Source organism: Myxococcus sp. AM010, assembly GCF_013372585.1.
GTDB lineage: Bacteria > Myxococcota > Myxococcia > Myxococcales > Myxococcaceae > Myxococcus > Myxococcus vastator.
The window spans coordinates 1-16818 of the sequence record NZ_JABXEO010000063.1; the positions used below are offsets into that span (position 1 = coordinate 1).

Here is a 16818-nt window from a genome sequence, read left to right on the forward strand (position 1 = left end):
GGGCTGGTCAGCGAGGAGCACATCCTCGCGGCCTGGAGGGGGGATCCGCTGGCGCCGGTGTCCGGCGTGATGGCGCGGGCGGGGGCTCCCGGAGCGATGTGGGCGCGTGCGCCGCGGTTGCGGCTTCGGGGCCTGCGGGCTCGCGGCGCGGGGTGAGACGGCGGTCCCCGGGGGCGGTAGAGTGCGGCACGCCGTGCCGGACGAATCGCCCTCGTGGACTGTCTACATCCTGCGCTGCCGTGACGGCACGCTGTACACCGGCGCCACCAGCAACCTGGCGCGCCGGCTGGCCACCCACGGCCGGGGGCGCGGGGCGGCGTACACGCGGGCGCGGCTGCCCGTCACCCTGGTGTGGAGCGAGGCCGCGGGGGACCGCGGCGCGGCGCTCCGGCGGGAGGCCGCCATCAAGCGGCTGTCGCGCGCGGAGAAGCTGCGCATGCTGGGGCGCCCCTGAGCGGCTGTATCACGCCGGTGGGGCAATACCTCCCCCGATGCAGGCGCGTTACTCTGGCGCCACCATGCAAAGGGGCCGGCTCATGTCTCACTCGTACTCGAAGGTGTTCGGGGCGTTGGTGCTGTTGGGGCTCGGGGTGTCCTGCCGGGCCAACCACCCGCCCGCGGTCTCCACGGGGCCTCGGCCTTCGCCGCAGGTCGTCGCGGCGGGGGGCGAGGTGTCCTTCGTCTTCGAGGTCGAAGACCCGGACGGGGACGCCATGACCTACCAGTGGAAGCAGCTTCCGGCGGAGCCCGCGGGCACCTTCAGCGATGTGAACGCGCGCAACCCCACCTGGGTGGCGCCCGATGTGTCGGAGACGACGAACTTCGCCATCATGGTCACCGTGCTGGACAGCGAGGGGGGTGGCATCGTGGCCCAGGGCCCCGGCGTCATCGTCCACGCGGCGGCGTCCCAGTCGCCCTGAGCGCCGCGGGCCGCGCGTCAGGAGGTGGCGCGCGGCTCCGTGGGGGGCGGCGTCTGGCCGGCCTGCCCCCGCGCCCGCTGGTGTGTGCGGCGCACGAAGAGCCCGCCCAGGATGAGGAAGAGGCCCGCGCCCGCGCCCCCGCCGATGACCTGGTACGAAATCAGGTCCGCGGACGTCTGGCGGATGACCTCGGGCAGGTTGCACATCGTCTGGGTGGCGTAGGGCGTCTCGTTGTTCCAGCCCAGGTAGTGGGGCCCCAGCCAGGAGGCGACCACGACGCCCAGCAGGGCGCCGGCGAGGACGAAGTTGAGCAGCGTCTTGGCGGCGTTCATCGGCAGGCACCTCGGCTGGTTGACGTCGGGGCGTGCTTAATATGTGCACGCCAGCGCCGCAAAGCGTGGAACGTGTTAAGGGGGGAAACGTGCCGCTGCTCCCGCTCGCCATTCTGTTCGCCGCGCTCGCGCTGGGCTGCGCCGCCACCCTGCTCGTCCACGCCTTCCGGCGGAGCGTGGGCACGGGGGTGATGGTGCTGCTGATTCCCTGCTACATGCCCTTCTACGCCTTCAGCCAGTTCGAGCACCGGCGCAAGGGCCTCATCGTCGCGGGCTTCATGGCCAGCACCGTGCTGGCCGCCGTGTTCCTGGGGCTGGGCCTGCACAGCCTGTCGGCGCTGGCCTCGCGCACGCCGCCCACGGGCTTCTGACGGCGGGGCGCCCGGCGTGGAAGGCCGCGTGCGCACACCCGTCGGCGCCGTCTGCGCCACCCACCCGGACGAGGCCGCGGTGGCCACGTGCACGCGCTGCGGCGGCTTCCTGTGCGGGGACTGCACGGAGCTGGTGGGCGAAACCCCCTACTGCGCGCCCTGCGTGGCGGTGCTGCGCCGGGAGGCGCGTCCGTCGCGGGTGATTCAGGTGGCGCTGGCGCTCAACGTGGCGGGGCTGGTGTGCCTGCCGTGCTCGCTGGCGTTGCCGCTGCCCACGCTGGTGGCGGGGCTGGCCGGCGTGGTGCTGGGCATGCGGGAGCTGCGCCGCATTGCCCGGGGCGAGGGCGCCGAGCGCGGCAGGACGCTGGCGCGGGTGACGACGGGGCTCGGCTGGCTGAACCTGGGGCTGGCCTCGAGCTGGCTGGCCGTCGTCTTCTTTGGCTTCGGGGCCTGAGGGCCCCAGCGCCGCGCTCACACGCCGCGCGCGTTCGGGTCCCACAGGTACTTGTGCATCTGCAGTTGGAAGCGCACGGCGAGCCTGTCCTCGATGACCCACTCGGCGAGCTCGCGCGGGTGGAGCTTGTCGAACACGGTGGAGAACAGGGTGCCGTAGGGCTTCTGGAGCAGCTGGTGCTCGGCGATGAGCGCCTTGGCCCAGTCGTAGTCCTCGCGCGAGCCGATGACGAACTTCAGCTCGTCGTTGGCGTTCATCGACGTGAAGTTGCGGTAGTCGTTGCGCAGGTGCTCTCCGGAGGAGGGCGTCTTCATGTCGACGATTTTGTGCACCGCCGGGGGCACCAGCCGCACGTCGATGGCGCCGCTCGTCTCCAGCAGCACCTTGAAGCCGGCGTCGAGCAGCGCCTCCATCAGCGGGTAGACGCCGGGCTGGAGCAGGGGCTCGCCGCCAGTGACTTCCACCATGGGCGTGCGCAGGCCCCGCACCTCGCTGACGATGTCCGCGATTTTCCGGCGCGCGCCGCCGTGGAAGGCGAACTCGCTGTCGCAGTAGGTGCAGCGCAGGTGGCAGCCCGTGAGGCGGATGAAGGCGCACAGCAGCCCTGCGTGGGAGGACTCACCCTGGACGCTGAGGTAGATTTCCTTCACCACCACGGAGTCCGCGGTGGGGACGCGTCGGGGCTCGATGTGTGGGCGCGCTGCGGGCATGGCGTCTTCGCTGATTCGGGGGAGGGGCGCTTCAACCCCAACCTGCCGCGCCAGGTCAAGCGCGGCCTGCTGACTCGCCCGAGGAGCACTCAAGGGGCGGCGGGGCCCTTCACGCGCTCGACGAAGGCGTCGATGAGCTGCCGGGCGATGCTGAGCTTCGGGGGGATGCGCGGCAGGTTGTCCGGGCTGAACCAGTGCGCCTCGGAGATTTCCTTGCGGTCCACGATGATGTCGCCGCCCGCATGCTCGGCGGTGAAGCCCACCATGAGCGAGCGGCCGAAGGGCCACGGCTGCGAGCCGAAGTAGCGGACGTTCTTCACGTCGATGCCGACCTCCTCCTTCACCTCGCGCGCCACGCACTCTTCCAGCGACTCGCCCGGCTCCACGAAGCCGGCGAGCGTGCTGAACATGGGCTCTGGGAATTGGGCGTTCTGCGCCAGCAGCATCGTGTCACCGCGCGTGATGAGGACGATGATGGCGGGGGCGATGCGGGGATAGAAGGGCGTCTTGTCCACCGGGCAGCGGCGGGCGCGCTCTCCCGGGACCAACAGGGTGGGCTGTCCGCACCGGCCGCAGAAGCGGTGGGTGAGGTCCCACTCGACAATCGCGAGCGCGCGGCCCGCCACGGCGAAGCGGGCGTCATCCACGCGCTTGAAGAGCGAGCGGGCGGCGACGACCTTGTAGCCGTCGGGCGGGGCGAAGTCCTTGGCGAACCCCGCCGCGTAGCAGTCCACGCCGTCCAGCGCCCCCAGGTAGTGCGCGGCGGCGGCGAGCTCCGGGAAGGCCGCGCCGGTGGGGATGGTGATGCCGTCCGTGTGCTCCTGGACGAGCACGTCCATGCCCCGGGCGAGGAAGAGCAGGGCGCCCTCGCGTGGCCGGTCGGGTGGGGTGTGTTCAGGGACGAAGAGGGGTGCGGAGCTCACGGCGCCACACTAACGGGCCTGGGCCGGATGTGCAGGCGTTGCGTGAGCTTCGAGCCTGGGACGGCGCGGCGGTGGGCTCAGCGGTCCTTCTGGATGAGCTCCACCTTGTAGCCGTCCGGGTCTTCGACGAAGGCGATGACGGTGGTGCCGTGCTTCATGGGGCCGGGCTCGCGGACCACCTTGCCGCCGGCCTGCCGGATGGCCTCGCACGTTCCATGGATGTCGCTGACGCCCAGGGCGATGTGGCCGTAGGCCGTGCCGAGCTCGTACTTCTCGACGCCCCAGTTGTGCGTGAGCTCCAGTGCGGGGTGGGTGTCCTCGGGGCCGAAGCCCACGAAGGCCAGGGTGAACTTGCCGTCGGGGTAGTCGTGACGCCGCAGCAGCTTCATGCCGATGACCCGGGTGTAGAAGTCGAGCGAGCGCTCGAGGTCACCGACGCGGAGCATGGTGTGCAGGATTCGCATGCGCGCTTCATAACGCCATCATCGCGTCGCGTCATGCGTCCCCGCCGCCCGCTGCCCCGGGGACTCAGGGCTTCTCCTCGGACTGTGCCTTGGGCGGCACCGTGAGTGTGCCCAGCTCGACATGGTCCGGCGTCAGCGGCTTTCCGTCCGCGCCCCGTCCGTTGATGCGTGAGCCATCTCCCCCTGCGTGCCACAGGCCCACCAGGACCTTCCGCTCGCCCGCGTCCCAGTCCTTCGTGGACACCGAGAAGGCGTCCCGCACGAGCGTGTCCCGGGGCGCCTCGGCGAAGAAGTAGGTGCCGCCCAGCACCGGGTGGTCCGCGTTCTTCCGCTTGCTGCCCGGCGGGCCGGGGAAGTGGACGAAGATGCCCGCGGAGCGAGGCACCGGCCCGGTGACGCGCCAGTAGAGCACCAGGTGGAGCAGCCCCTCCGCGTCCGGCGCCGACGGTAGCTCCGCGCCCACCAGCTCCACCGGCACGTCGAACCGCGCGCCCACGGGCTTCGCGGTGGGCGGCAGCGACGCGACGCGCATCGGCGAGCCATCCGCGTTGAGGGGCACCGCGCGCGCCAGCGGCTCGGGGGACGTCGCCAGCAGCACGCCCCAGGCCACCAGCGGCACGGTGGCCACGCCGATGGCCGCGGGCCCCAGCCGCCCGCGCAGCCGCCAGGCCACGAAGCCCAGGCCCAGCCACGCGAGCGCGGAGACCCCCGCGCCGCCCAGACCGGAGCGCGGCAGGAAGCGCAGCACCACGCGGTGCGTCCCTTCCGCCACGCGCACGCCGAGCAGCCCGTCCTGGGACACCACCTGGCCCTCCGAGGACTTCCAGCCCGGGTGCCAGTTCTGGTTCACCAGAAGCACCGTGGGACGGGTGGCGGTCACGTCCACCGTGACGCGGTTGGGGGTCCACTCCACGCGGCGCGCGGTGCCCGCGGAGGCGTCCTCCAGGTACTCCTCCTGGGGCAGGTCGCCGCGCAGGCGCTCGGACATGGGCACCGGCCACGCCTCGCCACAGGCGATGGAGCCCCGGTTGAGCGCCAGGAAGTAGCCCTGGGCCCAGCGGTTGCCGCGCGCCTGGGCGAAGGGGCGCTCTGCCTCCTCGGGAACGGGGCCGGGGGAGGGCACCAACTGCGACCAGCGGCTGAGCCGGTCGAAGGCGCGCACCTCAAAGCCCCAGCCCACGGCGATGACGACGCAGGCTACCACCGCCGCGGTGGGCCACCAGGACGTCCCCGCGCGCGCGGCCGGCACGCGCCACACGCGCACCAGCAGCACGGCGAGCCCCAGCGCCACCAGCTCCGCCAGGAAGAGCCCGGCGGGCACGAGGAAGCGCTCCGGATAGCGCAGCGTCCCGAAGATGGGCAGCAGCCGCAGCGCGCCGAACAACGAGGGCACCGCGGCGTATCCGGCCGCCATCCACACGCACAGCGCCGCCAGCACCGCCGGGTACAGCGCGCGGCGCCAGGCCCACGCGGCCAGCGGAACCAGCGCGAGCACCGCGGGCGCGAGGAAGAAGTTGCCCGGGTCGCTGTAGCCGGAGCGCGCCGGCATCTGGAGCAGCATGCGCGCCAGCTCCTCCGCGGAGTTGCCCGGCGTGCCCGCCATGATGCGCGGCGCCGAGCGCATGGTCTCCACCAGCGGCCACAGCCGGAACGCGCAGGCGCCCAGGATGAACGCGGCGGTGGCGCCCAGGGCCCACAGGGCCGACTTGCGCCGGGGCGTCCCGCGCAGTCCGTACAGCGTGCGCCCTGCCTCCAGCGCGACGAAGAGCGCGCCCATGGGAACGGGATACGTGCCGCCGAAGCCCAGCAGCACCGCGAAGGTGCCTGCCACCACCGCGGCGCCGCGAACCTGTCCCTCCGCTGCGCGGCGCGTGCCCCACAGCAGCCAGGGCAGCAGCAGGAAGCCCGCGAAGTTGAGCCAGCCGATGGACCATGACAGCGCGGTGAAGCCCGCCAGGCCGAACAGCGGCGCCGCGCCGAGCGCCCCCAGCGCGGAGCCCACGCGCCGCCGCGCGTAGTGGAAGAAGCCCTCCATGCCGAGCACGAGGAAGGCCCAGAGCAGCAGCGGCTCCGCCGTCCGCGCGCCCATGAGCGCGGACACGAGCAGCGTGGGAGACGCCACCCGCGTCTGCGGACTGCCCAGCGCGTACTGCCCGCCGCAGGCCCACGGGTTCCACAGCGGGAGCTGCCCGTAGTGCGTCACCGTGCGCGTCCCCGCGTCCTCGTACGAGTGCAGCAGGTGCGCGTCGCGGAAGTCGTTCATGCCCCCGGCCTGCTGCAGCGGGCGCCAGGCGGCGGCCAGCGCCAGCGCGGCGAACAGGGCCAACCGCACGCTGGTGAGGGTGGCGGCGCGGTGGGAGAAGCGGAGCAGCCTGCGGGGAGGAGGCATCATGGGCGAAAGGGCGCCGGAGCTCAGTCGTAGAAGGGGCGGGGCTTGCAGGGGCTGGCGGTGGCCTTGCGCGGGGGCAACACGGGCTGGCCGTGCAGCTCCTCGTCGATGGCGCCCAGGACGTCCGTCACCGGCACGCGGCGGCGGCGGGCCTCGTCCAGCGCCCACTGGCGCTCGGACGCGCCGAAGTCATCGTCCTGGGACCAGCGGTCGCCGGGAAAGGACTGGCGCGACTTGCGGCGCCACTCCGGCTCCTGGCTCGCGGCGGCGCGGCCCACCTGCTCGCGCTCGGCCGCGTTCAGGGCGCGCTCACGCGGCGGCAGCTCGGCCGTGGAGGCGCGCACCACCGCGGTGGCGCCGCACAGCGCGAAAGCCAGCCAGCCGACCTGCGCCGTTCGACGCCACCTTGCACCCATGAGGGCGCTCTACTCCAATTCAGCCCCGCCCGTCCTCATCCGCGTCGGCGTCCAGGCCATGCGGATCCGCGAGCACCCGGCGCGCTCGCTCCATCAGCTCCACCACAATCTGTCCGGCGGGTAGCACGCTCTCGATGCGCGCCATGCTGGCGCCGCTGGCCGGCATGGCCATCTCCTCCAGGTCCCCCTCGGTGTCGGGGGTGGGCACGAAGGCGCTGTGTGGTGGCACGTCGACAAGGGGGCCGCCGCCTGGGATGCCGGGGAACAGCCGGGTGGTGCCGATGCGCTCCGGTGTCGCCATGGGCATTGGCACGCGGCCCTCGCGTCCCGTCCACTCGCGCACCACGCGGTTGCGCAGCACGCGCATGCGGTGGCCCGGCCACTCCAGGCCGAAGACCGTGGTGACGTCCGTGTCCCCCGCGTCCCCATCGACGATGCGCTGCTTGTAGGCCGGGTGGGCGTGTGCTTCCACGGAGGCCACCATGCGCGTGCCCACCCAGACGCCGTCCGCGCCATGGAAGAGGGCCCGCGCCGCGCTGAGCCCGTCGGCGATGCCGCCCGCGGCCAGCACCGGCACCGAGTCCGTCAGCGCGCGCAGCTCACGCACCAGCGCCAGGGTGGGCGTGGTGCTCTGGTTGAGTCCGGACGCCTGCCGGCCCTGCGCGATGAGCCCGTCCACGCCCAGGGCCAGGGCCTGCCGGGCCACCTCGCCCGAGGGCGCCTGGACCCAGACCCGGCTGCCCGCGGCCCGCAGCGCCGCCACCCACTCCGAGGGCGGCAGGCCGCCTTGGAAGGAGACAATGGGCACGCGCCGGGCGATGCACGCCTCGATGTGCTCGCGCGTGGTGGAGTGCCGGCCGTCCCGCGGGGCGATGAGGAAGTTCACGCCGAAGGGCCGCCGCGTGCCTGCCTGGAGGGTTTGCAGCCGGACATCCAGGATGTCCGCCGGTTCCGGCGCGGCGCCGAGCATGCCCACGCCGCCCGCTTCCGACACGGCGATGACCAGCGGCGGCAGCGACACGTAGGGCATGCCATCGCTGACGAACGGATAGTTCACCCCCAGCTCGCGCGTCAGCCGTGTGTGCAGGGTGTTGCCTTCCAGGACATAAATCGGAGGCCGCCGGGGCTCCGGACCCGCATCACTGTGCTCGTCCTCGGGCTCGGATTCACGGGAAGAGGGCGGGGAACGTCCGTCATTCGCTCCGTTCATCGGGTCTCCTGAAGCTGGCGGGCTCTTCGGCTTCTCCAAGGTTACCAGCAACCCCGCTGTTCCAGAGGCGGGGAGCGGAAGAGGGCCTTCCAGGCTGGTTGCCGGGCAACAGCCGCGCGCGGGGCTTGGTGCGAGTACGGGACTTGAACCCGGGGGTAGGATGCGCTGGTGCCGGAAGGCGTCTTCGTGCCGGGGGAGGGCGGCATGCGCTTCGAGGCGTTGCCGCCGCCCACGCAAGGACCTGCATGCCAACGACAGGCAGGGACTGGAACGGCGATGCCGCTACGGGGCGCGCGGTGCGCTGGCGCTGGAGCGGCTGTCACGAGCGGAGGACGGCCGCATCGCCTATCGGATGAAGCGCCCGCTGCCGGACGGCACCACGCACCTGCTCTTCACCGGGCTGGAACTGCTACGGCGTGTAGCGTCCCTGGTACCTCCGCCTCGGGGCAAACCTCACGAGATTCCACGGCGTCTTCGCTCCAGGCGCCAGACTGCGGCCATTTCTGGTCCCTCAATCAGGTGCGCAGGAGGCGAGCGCGGGGCTTGAGGCGGCGGCCAGGAAGGAGCTGGTGAAGGAGAGGACACCGCGAGTGGCCTTCCGCCGAGTTGCTCAGGAGGACGTTCGACTTCGACGTGTTCGCCTGCGTGAGGTGTGAAGGCAGGCGGCGGGTGTTGGCGTACGTGAAAGGGGCCCCCGGGGTGCGGGCGATTGTGGAGCACCTGGGCTTGCCCACGGCATGTGCGAGGTTGGCCCCGGCACGAGGGCCACCCCAGGCCGTGTGGTGTTGAGGCTCAAGACAGCCGACAGGCCAAGGCTCCTGCCACGCACCTGATGGGCGCGCGGCCTGGGCAGGCGTGTGCCCCAAGGGGGCTCAAGCGGCCTGTCCACTGGTCGGGAGCATCGCTCGGGCGGCCCCGTCAGCGGCCCTCCTCGGCCCCTCTGCACTCTCCCTCCCCTCAACAGGGCCCCCATTCCTCTTATGCGCTCGATGCGGCTCCACTCGGCATCGCTCAGTTCATGTCGGCGCACAGCCCGCGTTGATCATGCCTGGAACTCCATGCCGCAACTCCGATTGAGGCCCTGCCCCAACGGTGAGCGTCAAGGTAGATGTCGCGTGAAAGGATTCATCCGATGCGCTTCAACTCCTGCACTGCGGGGGTGAGGTTGGGAGAGGGGCCGAGGCGGACGGGGCCAGCGGGCGTCCAGTTGCGGGTGTCGCGGCTCCATCGCTGAGCGTGACGCGGCCATCGGGGTACTGCACGAGGACACAGATGGTCGCCCACTTCGTTGGAGCTGCCCTAAAAACCTACTGAGGATGGCTCGGATGGCAGCAGCATATGCGGCAAGGGGGCTGTCCGCCACTGCCGCAGGCGGCCCACTGGGGGGGCCACGGGTGCCGACGAGGTTGCTTATCGGGCCTCAACGCAGCCTTCTTCAACGGCTTGCTAAAACTGAGGGCTCGCAATAAGAGCGTTCAAATACGGAGATAGTTCATCGTTGACGGATTGGAATTCGCTTGCCAGCAGGGCGCTGTACGTCTTTGTCATGCGCACTTCCGTGCCTGGGAACTCGACGTCTTTAGTGTCAACTACGCCCATAACCAACTGGGTGCCCTGGGGACGATGGTCTCGGATAAGCGTAAGCATTTTGACGAGATTCTGGTCGTCCTGCTCTTGCTGATTGATCGCATCAATGGCCGTCGGGGCGAAGGCTTCGGATGATCCGTATTTGCTCATTACTCCCCAGATACTCATTGTGTAGGCCAGAATGGAGCGTGGCAGGTCGCTCCCTGTCTCGTTGACCTTTGCGTCTATTCGCTTGAGCAGCGTGGAGTGATTGCTGTTGACGTTCAGCAACATAAGGTGGTGCTCCATGCGGTGCCGGTAGTTATCGATAATGGCTTGTCGACGCTCCTTGCTCGCGAACTTCTTCATCTCCTCGTCGTGTCCCCGGACCGTCGCTTCGAGTTCTCCGATTTGCTTCTGAACGATAGATGCATCGGCTTCGAGGGCTTTTCTAAAACCCTTTCTGCCTTCGCTCTCAATGAGTTCGCCGAGTGTTACTTCGCCCTTCCTCGCTTCGAGGAGTTCCTCTACCTCACGTAGTTCGGCCGTTGACTGTGTCAATCGCTCCTGCGTCGTGGAAATTTCTCGTTCCAGCTTTGCTGCTTTGTTCACAAGCCCCGTAAGCAAGTCAACACACTGCTGTTCATTGTTTGCAAACTCGAATCGTTCTGAAATGTGGTTGGAATATCCGGCGCCGCATGTCGGGCACTGGACCTCATCTGGCGCCGCGTTGGCGTAGTTGTAGTCAAGCCTGAGTTCGTCGCGAGTCCTTTCGACGATTGCTCGCTGTGCTGACACCTCGTCGAGGCGGTTCCTTAGCTCAACAATGTTAGTCCGATACTCGTCCTCCCTCTGCTTGAGAGACTCAGCTCGCTTCAGTAGTCTGTCGATGATGAGCTTGAACTCTTTAATGTCAAACTCAATGGTTGTCTCTTTTGTCCTTTGTTCGATGTCGGCCTGAAGGCCGCGCAGCACGCGCTCCTTTACTCTAGGTTCTTCCAGTTTTTGCTGGAACTCGGCCTTTGCTGCTTTTCGTTGGTAATATTCGTTCGGGAAGATGCCGACGTGATACTCAGCTAGATCTTTCTTTGCGCCGGGGAATTGCTGGAGATTGGCAAACGAAGACCAAGTGGCGGTCCAGCCAGCGTCCTGGTCAATATAGAAGGGCAGAAAGTAGAACGCTGGCGGGGGCACGACAGGTTTGCCGGTAGCTCTGTCCGGCAACTTCAGCTTGAAGTCAAAAAGCTGAGCAAGATAGGGCGAAAGCTCGCCCACCGATGCAGCTCTGTGCAACGGCCTTGCTTCGTCATCAAAGACCCCGAAGAGGTCTCCTGCTCGCAGGATGCAATAGTTTTTGGTCCCTACAGAGAATCGAACGAGTGACGTTACATTTAGCGCCTTCCACCGGTCGCTTATTCTGGCCGGGCGAGCGCCAAATGTATTGAAGATCGTCTTGATAAGGGAGGACTTGCCCGTATCATTCTTGCCTCGGATTATTGTCAGTTCGGGGTCGAACTTTAGGCGTCTGGCCGCCCTTTGGACTGGCGACACCACGAGCATCTCGCGCAGCTTCCAAGTCTTCATGGCGCTTCTTCCGGAGGTTGCGAATGAGTCTTTTGTACGACCGGGTCTTCAATGTTGCAGAATTCATATAGAGCCATGGCGCAGGTGTATTCGGGGTCAAAAGCCTGGTCCGCTGGAATCTTGACGGACACCTCTGACAATACCGTCGATACGTCCTCAATACCGTCCGCAATCATTTTCTCAATAACGGCTACAACAGCATCTCTGCGTCGCTGAAGGATTTCGTTCGATTCGTCAATTCGATCGACGCGATAGCGGTGCCAGGAATTGCTGATGCGAATTCGCCGACGAATTGAAATTCCTGCCGACTCAAGTTCCTTGCTTAGTTCTAACCACTGGCTCTCGGCGTCGCGTCTTGGATGGACCTTGCTCAGCAGTTTTTCGAAATCGGAACGGCTTACGCCCTTCTGCTTTAAAAGAAGGTCAAGATCGTCCCAGGTTCCTTCCCTGTTGGATCGTCGGCGGATCTCATCGAAGAGTGACCGGTGAATCGCGGCCACTGGAAAGCTCTCCGAAGTGCCATAGCGATACTCAAGGTATGTGGCGATGACGCCGATGGCGGATTTATCGTGTCCCGTTGTCGTCATGTCAGACACAATAAAGTGCGTGGCTTCAGGGAACTCGGCTTGCTCGGTGAGGTTGTGCTCTGCCTGGACTCGTTCGGCTGCGGCCTTCTTCTCGTCGACGTCAAGTTCTACGAAGGTGAAGTGAGGTTTCGACTCGCTGCTCGTCCCGTCCGACAGGCTCAACTTAAAACAGCAGTTCGACACGAGGTTTAGGCTCCCTAGACGATCGAGGAAGCCGAGTTTGTGCTTGTAGAGTTTCCCTAGAATCGACCCACCTTCTTCTTCATCCGCGGTGCTGGTATCGACTACGTCATCGGCCAACTTAGCTGTTTCTGCCGACGCTTTGCCCTTCTTCTTCCTCTTCTTCTTGGAAGAAGTGAGGCGGGCCATTGTCCAATGGCTCCCGTCACGCGTCTTCACTTGGTAGAAGTGAAGTTTTGCGGCCGAGGGCACCCCGATAAGTACGACAACGTCATCGTGGTAGTCGCAGACGACGACGTAGTCTGCGCCCTCCTTGTGCCGCTCTACTAGATGGCAAAGGGTCCAGTTTTTCTGGAAATCGAGTCGGTTGGAGGCACGAGGCCCTCCCGTCTCAGACGGCTTGACATTCGCAAGGTCAAGTTGCTCGTGCATCATTGGGAGGATGCGATGCTTGGGGAAGTCAAGAAGAAGCAGCTATGCGAGGCATCATCGCCTATAAGGGGCGCAGCGCAAAGGGGGTTTGTTCGCACCCAGAGCGCTGTGCGGCTGACGCAGTGTGGCGGGCGTTGGCGCGCCAGCTCGGCCCTATAGCGCAGCAGAGGCGCAGTTCCTACCTCCTGTTATTGGCTGAGTAAGGCGTTCCCATTCGTGCGCGCCGGGGCCTCTTCGGTTCGCGGCGCAGTTGCCCCTAACAGCGCGAGCACAAGGGCCAATCTCATAGGTTGCAGCAGTGGTGCATGACCTCCTAGATAAGCAGGCTACTATCGCCCGCGCGGGAGATCAGCCGCCCGGCCTAGATCCCTCCCAGACACGCCAGCGATACACCTTGCCACCCAGAGGAACGCGCGGCACGCAGCAGGCCGCGACGTGCCCAAGATGCTGCGCGACCTGTGCACTTCCTTTGGCGTACTGTTCGACCGGCCCCGTCTGCGGTCCTCTTTGGCCTCTGCGCTCCATCCCGCCACCCCTTTACAAGCCTTTCATATTGTTCTCCCGCGAAGCGCCGTGGTCTACTCTGCACTTCGCGGGCCTACGCTGTCGGCACCGCTGCACTTCGAACTTTAAGCGTCAACAATCCGCGTTGGGAGACCGTTCATGCCGAATGGCGACGAAAAAGCTTGCACAAGCGTCCGAGAGGCGCTCATGAAGAACGCTATTTTGGATGGCGAGCAAGAAATTCAGCACGCTACGAAATTTATCGCCAAGTCAGGATCAAACAAGGCAGGACTCGTCGTCTTTAACTCAGGAAAGATGCACGTTGAAGGCGCAGACTCTTCGCTGAAGAAGTGGCTACAGGAGCTCAAAGCATCAATCGAAGGGGGAAACGCTGCGCCAGGGATCCTCCTTCCAGCCGAAATCGAGAAGTTTCCGCAGACTCTTCAGGAGCGCGTTCCAGCTTGCGACGGTGTTGTTCTGTGGTTTTTTCAAGAGGCGCTGCGTTGCTACAAGGCAGGCAGCCCAGCAGGCGCTGCGTTTATGCTAGGCGCGGCAAGTGAAAAAATCATACTTATCCTGATTGAAAGCTATGGCAGGCGAATCAAAGAAGAGAAGAATCGAGAAGCGTTCTTCACACGTGTCAATAACCGCATGGTCTCGGCCAAGTACGACGAGTTCAAGCGTTCGTACAAATCAGCGAAACCAAAGCCAACGGATATGCCGTTGGCACAGGACTTAGAACAGCTCCTTGATGGCGCCTTTAACTTTTATCGTCATACTCGAAATCTTGTCGGGCATCCGCAGATTGTGCCTGACTTGGACAAGGGCGTCATCTTGGCGAACATCGGGCAATTTATCGTGTATGCCGAGCGCATTTACAGGCTCATTGACTTCTACAGCTGCCACGAAGTCGAGGTCTAACACCCTCGCCGCTCAGCGGTACCCCCTGCAGCCCCAGAGGAACGCCCCGCTGACGCACGGCACGCTGTAGGCCGAGACGTGGCCCATTGGTAACCGTTCGGTGGACGTCGTGCCGAGAGGCTTGATGGCCGACGAGGACCGTGCTCGGCGCGCGCCACGAGGAGCGAGCTGCTCAGACTCGACTTTCGCCCTTTTGGGGCGAGGGAGCGAGCGCGGCGGTCTACGCCGCGCGCCTTTGGGAGTGCGTGGCGCGGGAGGCGGCGCGTAAGTTGGCGCGAAGTCGACGCGGCGAGTGCCAGCGGGTACGGGCCAGGGTGGATTGAGCCAAGCGCAATGGTCGCGACCCGGCTGATGGTCCGGAGCGGAACTCTTCCTCGTTCAGGACAGCGGAATCCGGTCGGTTACGGTGCGGGCGCTACGCGAGGGGCAGGACCAGGTCGCGTAGCGCATCTGGCGGGGCGGTTGCATGCGGCTGCCTCGCCGGGCCATGCCGACATTCCCGGCGGCGACTCCTCGCGCGACTACTCCTGCACCGCGAGGATGCGCCAGCCGTTCACATCAACCGCATAGGTGGCGCCCACGTCCAGGATGGGTGCCGTGGCGATGTCGCATGCATCCGGGTTCGGGAGGATGCTGACGAGCACGACGCCCGGCGAGGCGGGTGCCGCGGCGACCACATAGGACTCGCGGCGGTTGAGGCACTCATAGAGCGGCGTGGCGTCGCTGGGCAGCTTCCGGTCCCATGGGAGGTAGTCCTCCATGGCGAGCTGGATGGCGCGCAGGGTGGTTCCGTTGATGACCTGCCGTCCCTCAGTTGGAAACGCGAGCGGGATTTCGACGGCGGCGGCCTCTTCCGGCGGGGCGTGGACCGGGCGCGGCGGTTTCTGGAATAGGGCGCATGCCGGGAGGATGCAGAAAAGGGGCAGCAGAACGCGCTTCATGGGGCCTCCGTGCGGGCCACGAATCCGAATGTGCATCGACACGCTCAGCCCTCAGTCATCCACCGCAGTGACGAACCCGAGGCCCTTGTCCTCGTGCTTGATGATGCCCACCAACTTCCAGCGCTTGTGTTGTCGGAGGTAGACCTCTCCGGGTTGCTCGCTGCCGAGATTCGGCACCAGCTTGGTGATGGTGCAGGCGCGGTCGAACTGGATGCGGATGCTCCAAATCTGCATCGCCGCGAAGCGGTCCGTGGGCGACATGGACGACGGGGACCACGGATGGCTGTGGAAGTCCCCGAGGACGATCGCCCGGCCTCTGTCGTCAACGACGTAGCGCGGGGGGATGCACTTCTTCTTCTTCGACGGGCCCACGGGGACAGGCTCACCCAGGGGGGAGGGCATGCTGGCGTAGTAGGTGCCGTCTCCCAGCGAGTAGATGGCGCCGCAATACTCCTGCCCGTAGTCGCGCTCCATCGCGCGCGGCAACTCCATGACAGCAGGGCAGAGTTGGTCGATGACCTCGTCCACGTCGGAAGACGGGGTGACGGCTTCCCAGGGGCCGCGCACGTAGACGTGGGGGCCTGAGCGCCAATAGTCCCGCGTGCCACTCGGCTCAGGCGCCCCGGCGCAGCCAATGGCCATGCCGAGCGCTGCGACGCGTCCCAGCCGAGCTGCTGTCATGGACCCCTCCTGTTCGAAATCAGGATTTGGAGCCCATATAGGACAAGTCTTCAAGTTCTAATAATACGGATTTGCTGCTTTGGGAGGGTTTGCACCAAAGAGGCATGGTGCCGGGTCGGCACACCCCGGCACCGATGCCCGCGCGGGAAGGAGGGGCATCCCTCCCGCGCGGGTGGCGCTGGACGTCAACGCTCCCTCAAGCAGGTGCGCAGGAGGCGAGCGCGGGGCTTGAGGCAGCGGCCGGGAATGAGCGGGTGAAGGAGAGGACACCGCGAGTGGACTTTCGCCGAGTTGCTCAGGAGGACGTTCGACTTCGACGTGTTCGCCTGCGTGAGGTGTAGAGGCAGGCTCAAGGGTCTTGGCGTCGGTGAAGGGAGCCCCCGGGGTGCGGGCGATTCTGGAGCACCTGGGCTTGCCCACGGCATGTGCGAGGTTGGCCCTGGCACGAGGGCCACCCCAGGCCGTGTGGTGTTGAGCCTCAAGACAGCCAACAAGCCAAGGCTCCTGCCACGCACCTGATGGGAGCGCGGCCTGGGCAGGGCGTGTGCCCCAAGGGGGCTCAAGCGGCCTGTCCACCAGCCGGGAGCATCGCCCGGGCGGCCCCGTCAGCGGCCCTCTTCGGCCCCTCTGCACCCTCCCTCAGGGCGCGGCGGCCAGCGCCTGGGCCTTGGCCCTTCGGCCCCGCCACCAGAGCGCCAGGGTGATGGGAGAGACGAGCACCAGCATCATCAGCGAGCCGACCACCGCGCCCGCAGTGAGCGCCGCGGCGAAGCGAAGCGCGGCGCCGAGGCCCGCTCGGTGGGGACCCGCTCCGATCCCGAGCTCCGCGCGCAGGTCCTCGACGTTGCGCTCGAGCAGCGCCTCGTAGTCGCGCCCGTAGGTGGACTGCTCGGCGAGCCCCCGGACGAACGCGCGCCAGGTGCGCACCGGGGCCGTCAGCAGCCCCCCGGTCATGCCCGAGAGGTTGAGCACCCAGGCCGCGTGGAAGTCGCCGCAGCCCGCGCCGATCTCCCACGCGGAGATCTCGAACTCGCCCGTGAGGTCGGTGCGATAGCCGGTGAGGACGTGGTGCAGATCGTGGAAGCGCACCGCGCGCTTGCGAGCCTCGGTGTTGGGGAGCGGGAAGGGGAGGGGGCCGAGCTTGAAGTCGACCCAATCGGACGCGTACCCGCCGTCCTCTCCGAAGCCGCTCTCGTCGAAGTAGCGTCGCAGCGCCGTGGCCATGGTCTCCAT

General features: G+C 66.9%; 18 protein-coding genes. 6 read left to right on the forward strand and 12 right to left on the reverse strand.

Annotated elements, in window-relative coordinates; translation table 11 throughout:
* The first annotated feature begins 181 nt into the window (after positions 1-181).
* Positions 182-454, forward strand: a complete 273-nt coding sequence (locus HV826_RS25350; protein WP_176419587.1) for a GIY-YIG nuclease family protein — start codon at positions 182-184, stop codon at positions 452-454.
* Between the two features lie 82 nt (positions 455-536).
* Positions 537-920 carry a PKD domain-containing protein gene (locus tag HV826_RS25355; protein WP_255217404.1) on the forward strand — a complete coding sequence of 128 codons (384 nt, stop codon included), beginning with the start codon at positions 537-539 and terminating at the stop codon, positions 918-920.
* A gap of 17 nt (positions 921-937) precedes the next feature.
* On the opposite strand, the gene HV826_RS25360 is transcribed toward HV826_RS25355, so the two are convergent.
* The gene (locus HV826_RS25360; RefSeq protein WP_176419556.1) at positions 938-1252 is read right to left on the reverse strand and encodes a hypothetical protein; all 315 of its coding nucleotides are present in this window, start codon (positions 1250-1252) and stop codon (positions 938-940) included.
* 32 nt (positions 1253-1284) lie between these two features.
* Between HV826_RS25360 and HV826_RS25365 the strand changes: the two genes are divergently transcribed.
* A complete protein-coding gene (locus HV826_RS25365; RefSeq protein ID WP_176419557.1) occupies positions 1285-1623 on the forward strand; it encodes a hypothetical protein in 339 nt (112 codons plus the stop codon).
* Positions 1624-1651: 28 nt separating this feature from the next.
* Positions 1652-2077: a hypothetical protein gene (locus tag HV826_RS25370; RefSeq protein WP_255217405.1), complete on the forward strand. Its 426-nt coding sequence runs from the start codon at positions 1652-1654 to the stop codon at positions 2075-2077.
* 17 nt (positions 2078-2094) lie between these two features.
* Here HV826_RS25370 and HV826_RS25375 read toward each other — a convergent pair whose 3' ends face one another.
* The 6 genes from HV826_RS25375 to HV826_RS25400 all read right to left on the reverse strand — a co-directional run bounded on the left by HV826_RS25375 (position 2095) and on the right by HV826_RS25400 (position 8189).
* Positions 2095-2787: a radical SAM protein gene (locus HV826_RS25375; RefSeq protein ID WP_163785640.1), complete on the reverse strand. Its 693-nt coding sequence runs from the start codon at positions 2785-2787 to the stop codon at positions 2095-2097.
* 89 nt (positions 2788-2876) lie between these two features.
* A complete protein-coding gene (gene nudC / locus HV826_RS25380; protein ID WP_176419559.1) occupies positions 2877-3710 on the reverse strand; it encodes an NAD(+) diphosphatase in 834 nt (277 codons plus the stop codon).
* A 77-nt stretch (positions 3711-3787) separates the two neighbouring features.
* Positions 3788-4174 carry a lactoylglutathione lyase gene (gene gloA, locus HV826_RS25385; RefSeq protein ID WP_176419560.1) on the reverse strand — a complete coding sequence of 129 codons (387 nt, stop codon included), beginning with the start codon at positions 4172-4174 and terminating at the stop codon, positions 3788-3790.
* Positions 4175-4238: 64 nt separating this feature from the next.
* Positions 4239-6566 carry a hypothetical protein gene (locus HV826_RS25390; protein ID WP_176419561.1) on the reverse strand — a complete coding sequence of 776 codons (2328 nt, stop codon included), beginning with the start codon at positions 6564-6566 and terminating at the stop codon, positions 4239-4241.
* Positions 6567-6586: 20 nt separating this feature from the next.
* On the reverse strand, positions 6587-6979 hold the full coding sequence (locus tag HV826_RS25395) for a hypothetical protein (protein WP_176419562.1): 393 nt from the start codon (positions 6977-6979) through the stop codon (positions 6587-6589).
* Between the two features lie 19 nt (positions 6980-6998).
* Positions 6999-8189: a nitronate monooxygenase family protein gene (locus HV826_RS25400; protein ID WP_176419563.1), complete on the reverse strand. Its 1191-nt coding sequence runs from the start codon at positions 8187-8189 to the stop codon at positions 6999-7001.
* Between the two features lie 160 nt (positions 8190-8349).
* On the opposite strand from HV826_RS25400, the gene HV826_RS37440 reads away from it, so the two are divergent.
* Complete coding sequence (locus HV826_RS37440; RefSeq protein WP_255217406.1) at positions 8350-8736, forward strand: transposase; 387 nt, start codon at positions 8350-8352, stop codon at positions 8734-8736.
* Between the two features lie 899 nt (positions 8737-9635).
* Here the strand turns inward: HV826_RS37440 and HV826_RS25410 are convergent.
* Entirely contained in the window at positions 9636-11339 is a 1704-nt protein-coding gene (locus tag HV826_RS25410; RefSeq protein ID WP_176419564.1) for an ATP-binding protein, read from the reverse strand.
* The gene (locus HV826_RS25415) at positions 11336-12541 is read right to left on the reverse strand and encodes a DUF4297 domain-containing protein (RefSeq protein WP_176419565.1); all 1206 of its coding nucleotides are present in this window, start codon (positions 12539-12541) and stop codon (positions 11336-11338) included. The genes HV826_RS25410 and HV826_RS25415 overlap by 4 nt, the downstream gene beginning before the upstream one ends.
* Before the next feature lie 660 nt (positions 12542-13201).
* On the opposite strand from HV826_RS25415, the gene HV826_RS25420 reads away from it, so the two are divergent.
* Complete coding sequence (locus tag HV826_RS25420) at positions 13202-13963, forward strand: hypothetical protein (RefSeq protein ID WP_176419566.1); 762 nt, start codon at positions 13202-13204, stop codon at positions 13961-13963.
* A gap of 521 nt (positions 13964-14484) precedes the next feature.
* Here the strand turns inward: HV826_RS25420 and HV826_RS25425 are convergent.
* The 3 genes from HV826_RS25425 to HV826_RS25435 all read right to left on the reverse strand — a co-directional run bounded on the left by HV826_RS25425 (position 14485) and on the right by HV826_RS25435 (position 16818).
* Entirely contained in the window at positions 14485-14904 is a 420-nt protein-coding gene (locus HV826_RS25425; protein WP_176419567.1) for a hypothetical protein, read from the reverse strand.
* 51 nt (positions 14905-14955) lie between these two features.
* Positions 14956-15585 carry a hypothetical protein gene (locus HV826_RS25430; protein WP_176419568.1) on the reverse strand — a complete coding sequence of 210 codons (630 nt, stop codon included), beginning with the start codon at positions 15583-15585 and terminating at the stop codon, positions 14956-14958.
* Positions 15586-16224: 639 nt separating this feature from the next.
* On the reverse strand, positions 16225-16818 hold the full coding sequence (locus tag HV826_RS25435) for a Coq4 family protein (protein ID WP_176419569.1): 594 nt from the start codon (positions 16816-16818) through the stop codon (positions 16225-16227).

Coding starts and splice junctions, on each gene's coding strand:
- HV826_RS25355 (WP_255217404.1), top strand. CDS start 537: ATGTCTCACTCGTACTCGAAGGTGTTCGGGGCGTTGGTGCTGTTGGGG.
- HV826_RS25360 (WP_176419556.1), bottom strand. CDS start 1,252: ATGAACGCCGCCAAGACGCTGCTCAACTTCGTCCTCGCCGGCGCCCTG.
- HV826_RS25375 (WP_163785640.1), bottom strand. CDS start 2,787: ATGCCCGCAGCGCGCCCACACATCGAGCCCCGACGCGTCCCCACCGCG.
- gloA (WP_176419560.1), bottom strand. CDS start 4,174: ATGCGAATCCTGCACACCATGCTCCGCGTCGGTGACCTCGAGCGCTCG.
- HV826_RS25390 (WP_176419561.1), bottom strand. CDS start 6,566: ATGATGCCTCCTCCCCGCAGGCTGCTCCGCTTCTCCCACCGCGCCGCC.
- HV826_RS25395 (WP_176419562.1), bottom strand. CDS start 6,979: ATGGGTGCAAGGTGGCGTCGAACGGCGCAGGTCGGCTGGCTGGCTTTC.
- HV826_RS25400 (WP_176419563.1), bottom strand. CDS start 8,189: ATGAACGGAGCGAATGACGGACGTTCCCCGCCCTCTTCCCGTGAATCC.
- HV826_RS37440 (WP_255217406.1), top strand. CDS start 8,350: ATGCGCTGGTGCCGGAAGGCGTCTTCGTGCCGGGGGAGGGCGGCATGC.
- HV826_RS25410 (WP_176419564.1), bottom strand. CDS start 11,339: ATGAAGACTTGGAAGCTGCGCGAGATGCTCGTGGTGTCGCCAGTCCAA.
- HV826_RS25415 (WP_176419565.1), bottom strand. CDS start 12,541: ATGATGCACGAGCAACTTGACCTTGCGAATGTCAAGCCGTCTGAGACG.
- HV826_RS25420 (WP_176419566.1), top strand. CDS start 13,202: ATGCCGAATGGCGACGAAAAAGCTTGCACAAGCGTCCGAGAGGCGCTC.
- HV826_RS25425 (WP_176419567.1), bottom strand. CDS start 14,904: ATGAAGCGCGTTCTGCTGCCCCTTTTCTGCATCCTCCCGGCATGCGCC.
- HV826_RS25430 (WP_176419568.1), bottom strand. CDS start 15,585: ATGACAGCAGCTCGGCTGGGACGCGTCGCAGCGCTCGGCATGGCCATT.
- HV826_RS25435 (WP_176419569.1), bottom strand. CDS start 16,818: ATGGAGACCATGGCCACGGCGCTGCGACGCTACTTCGACGAGAGCGGC.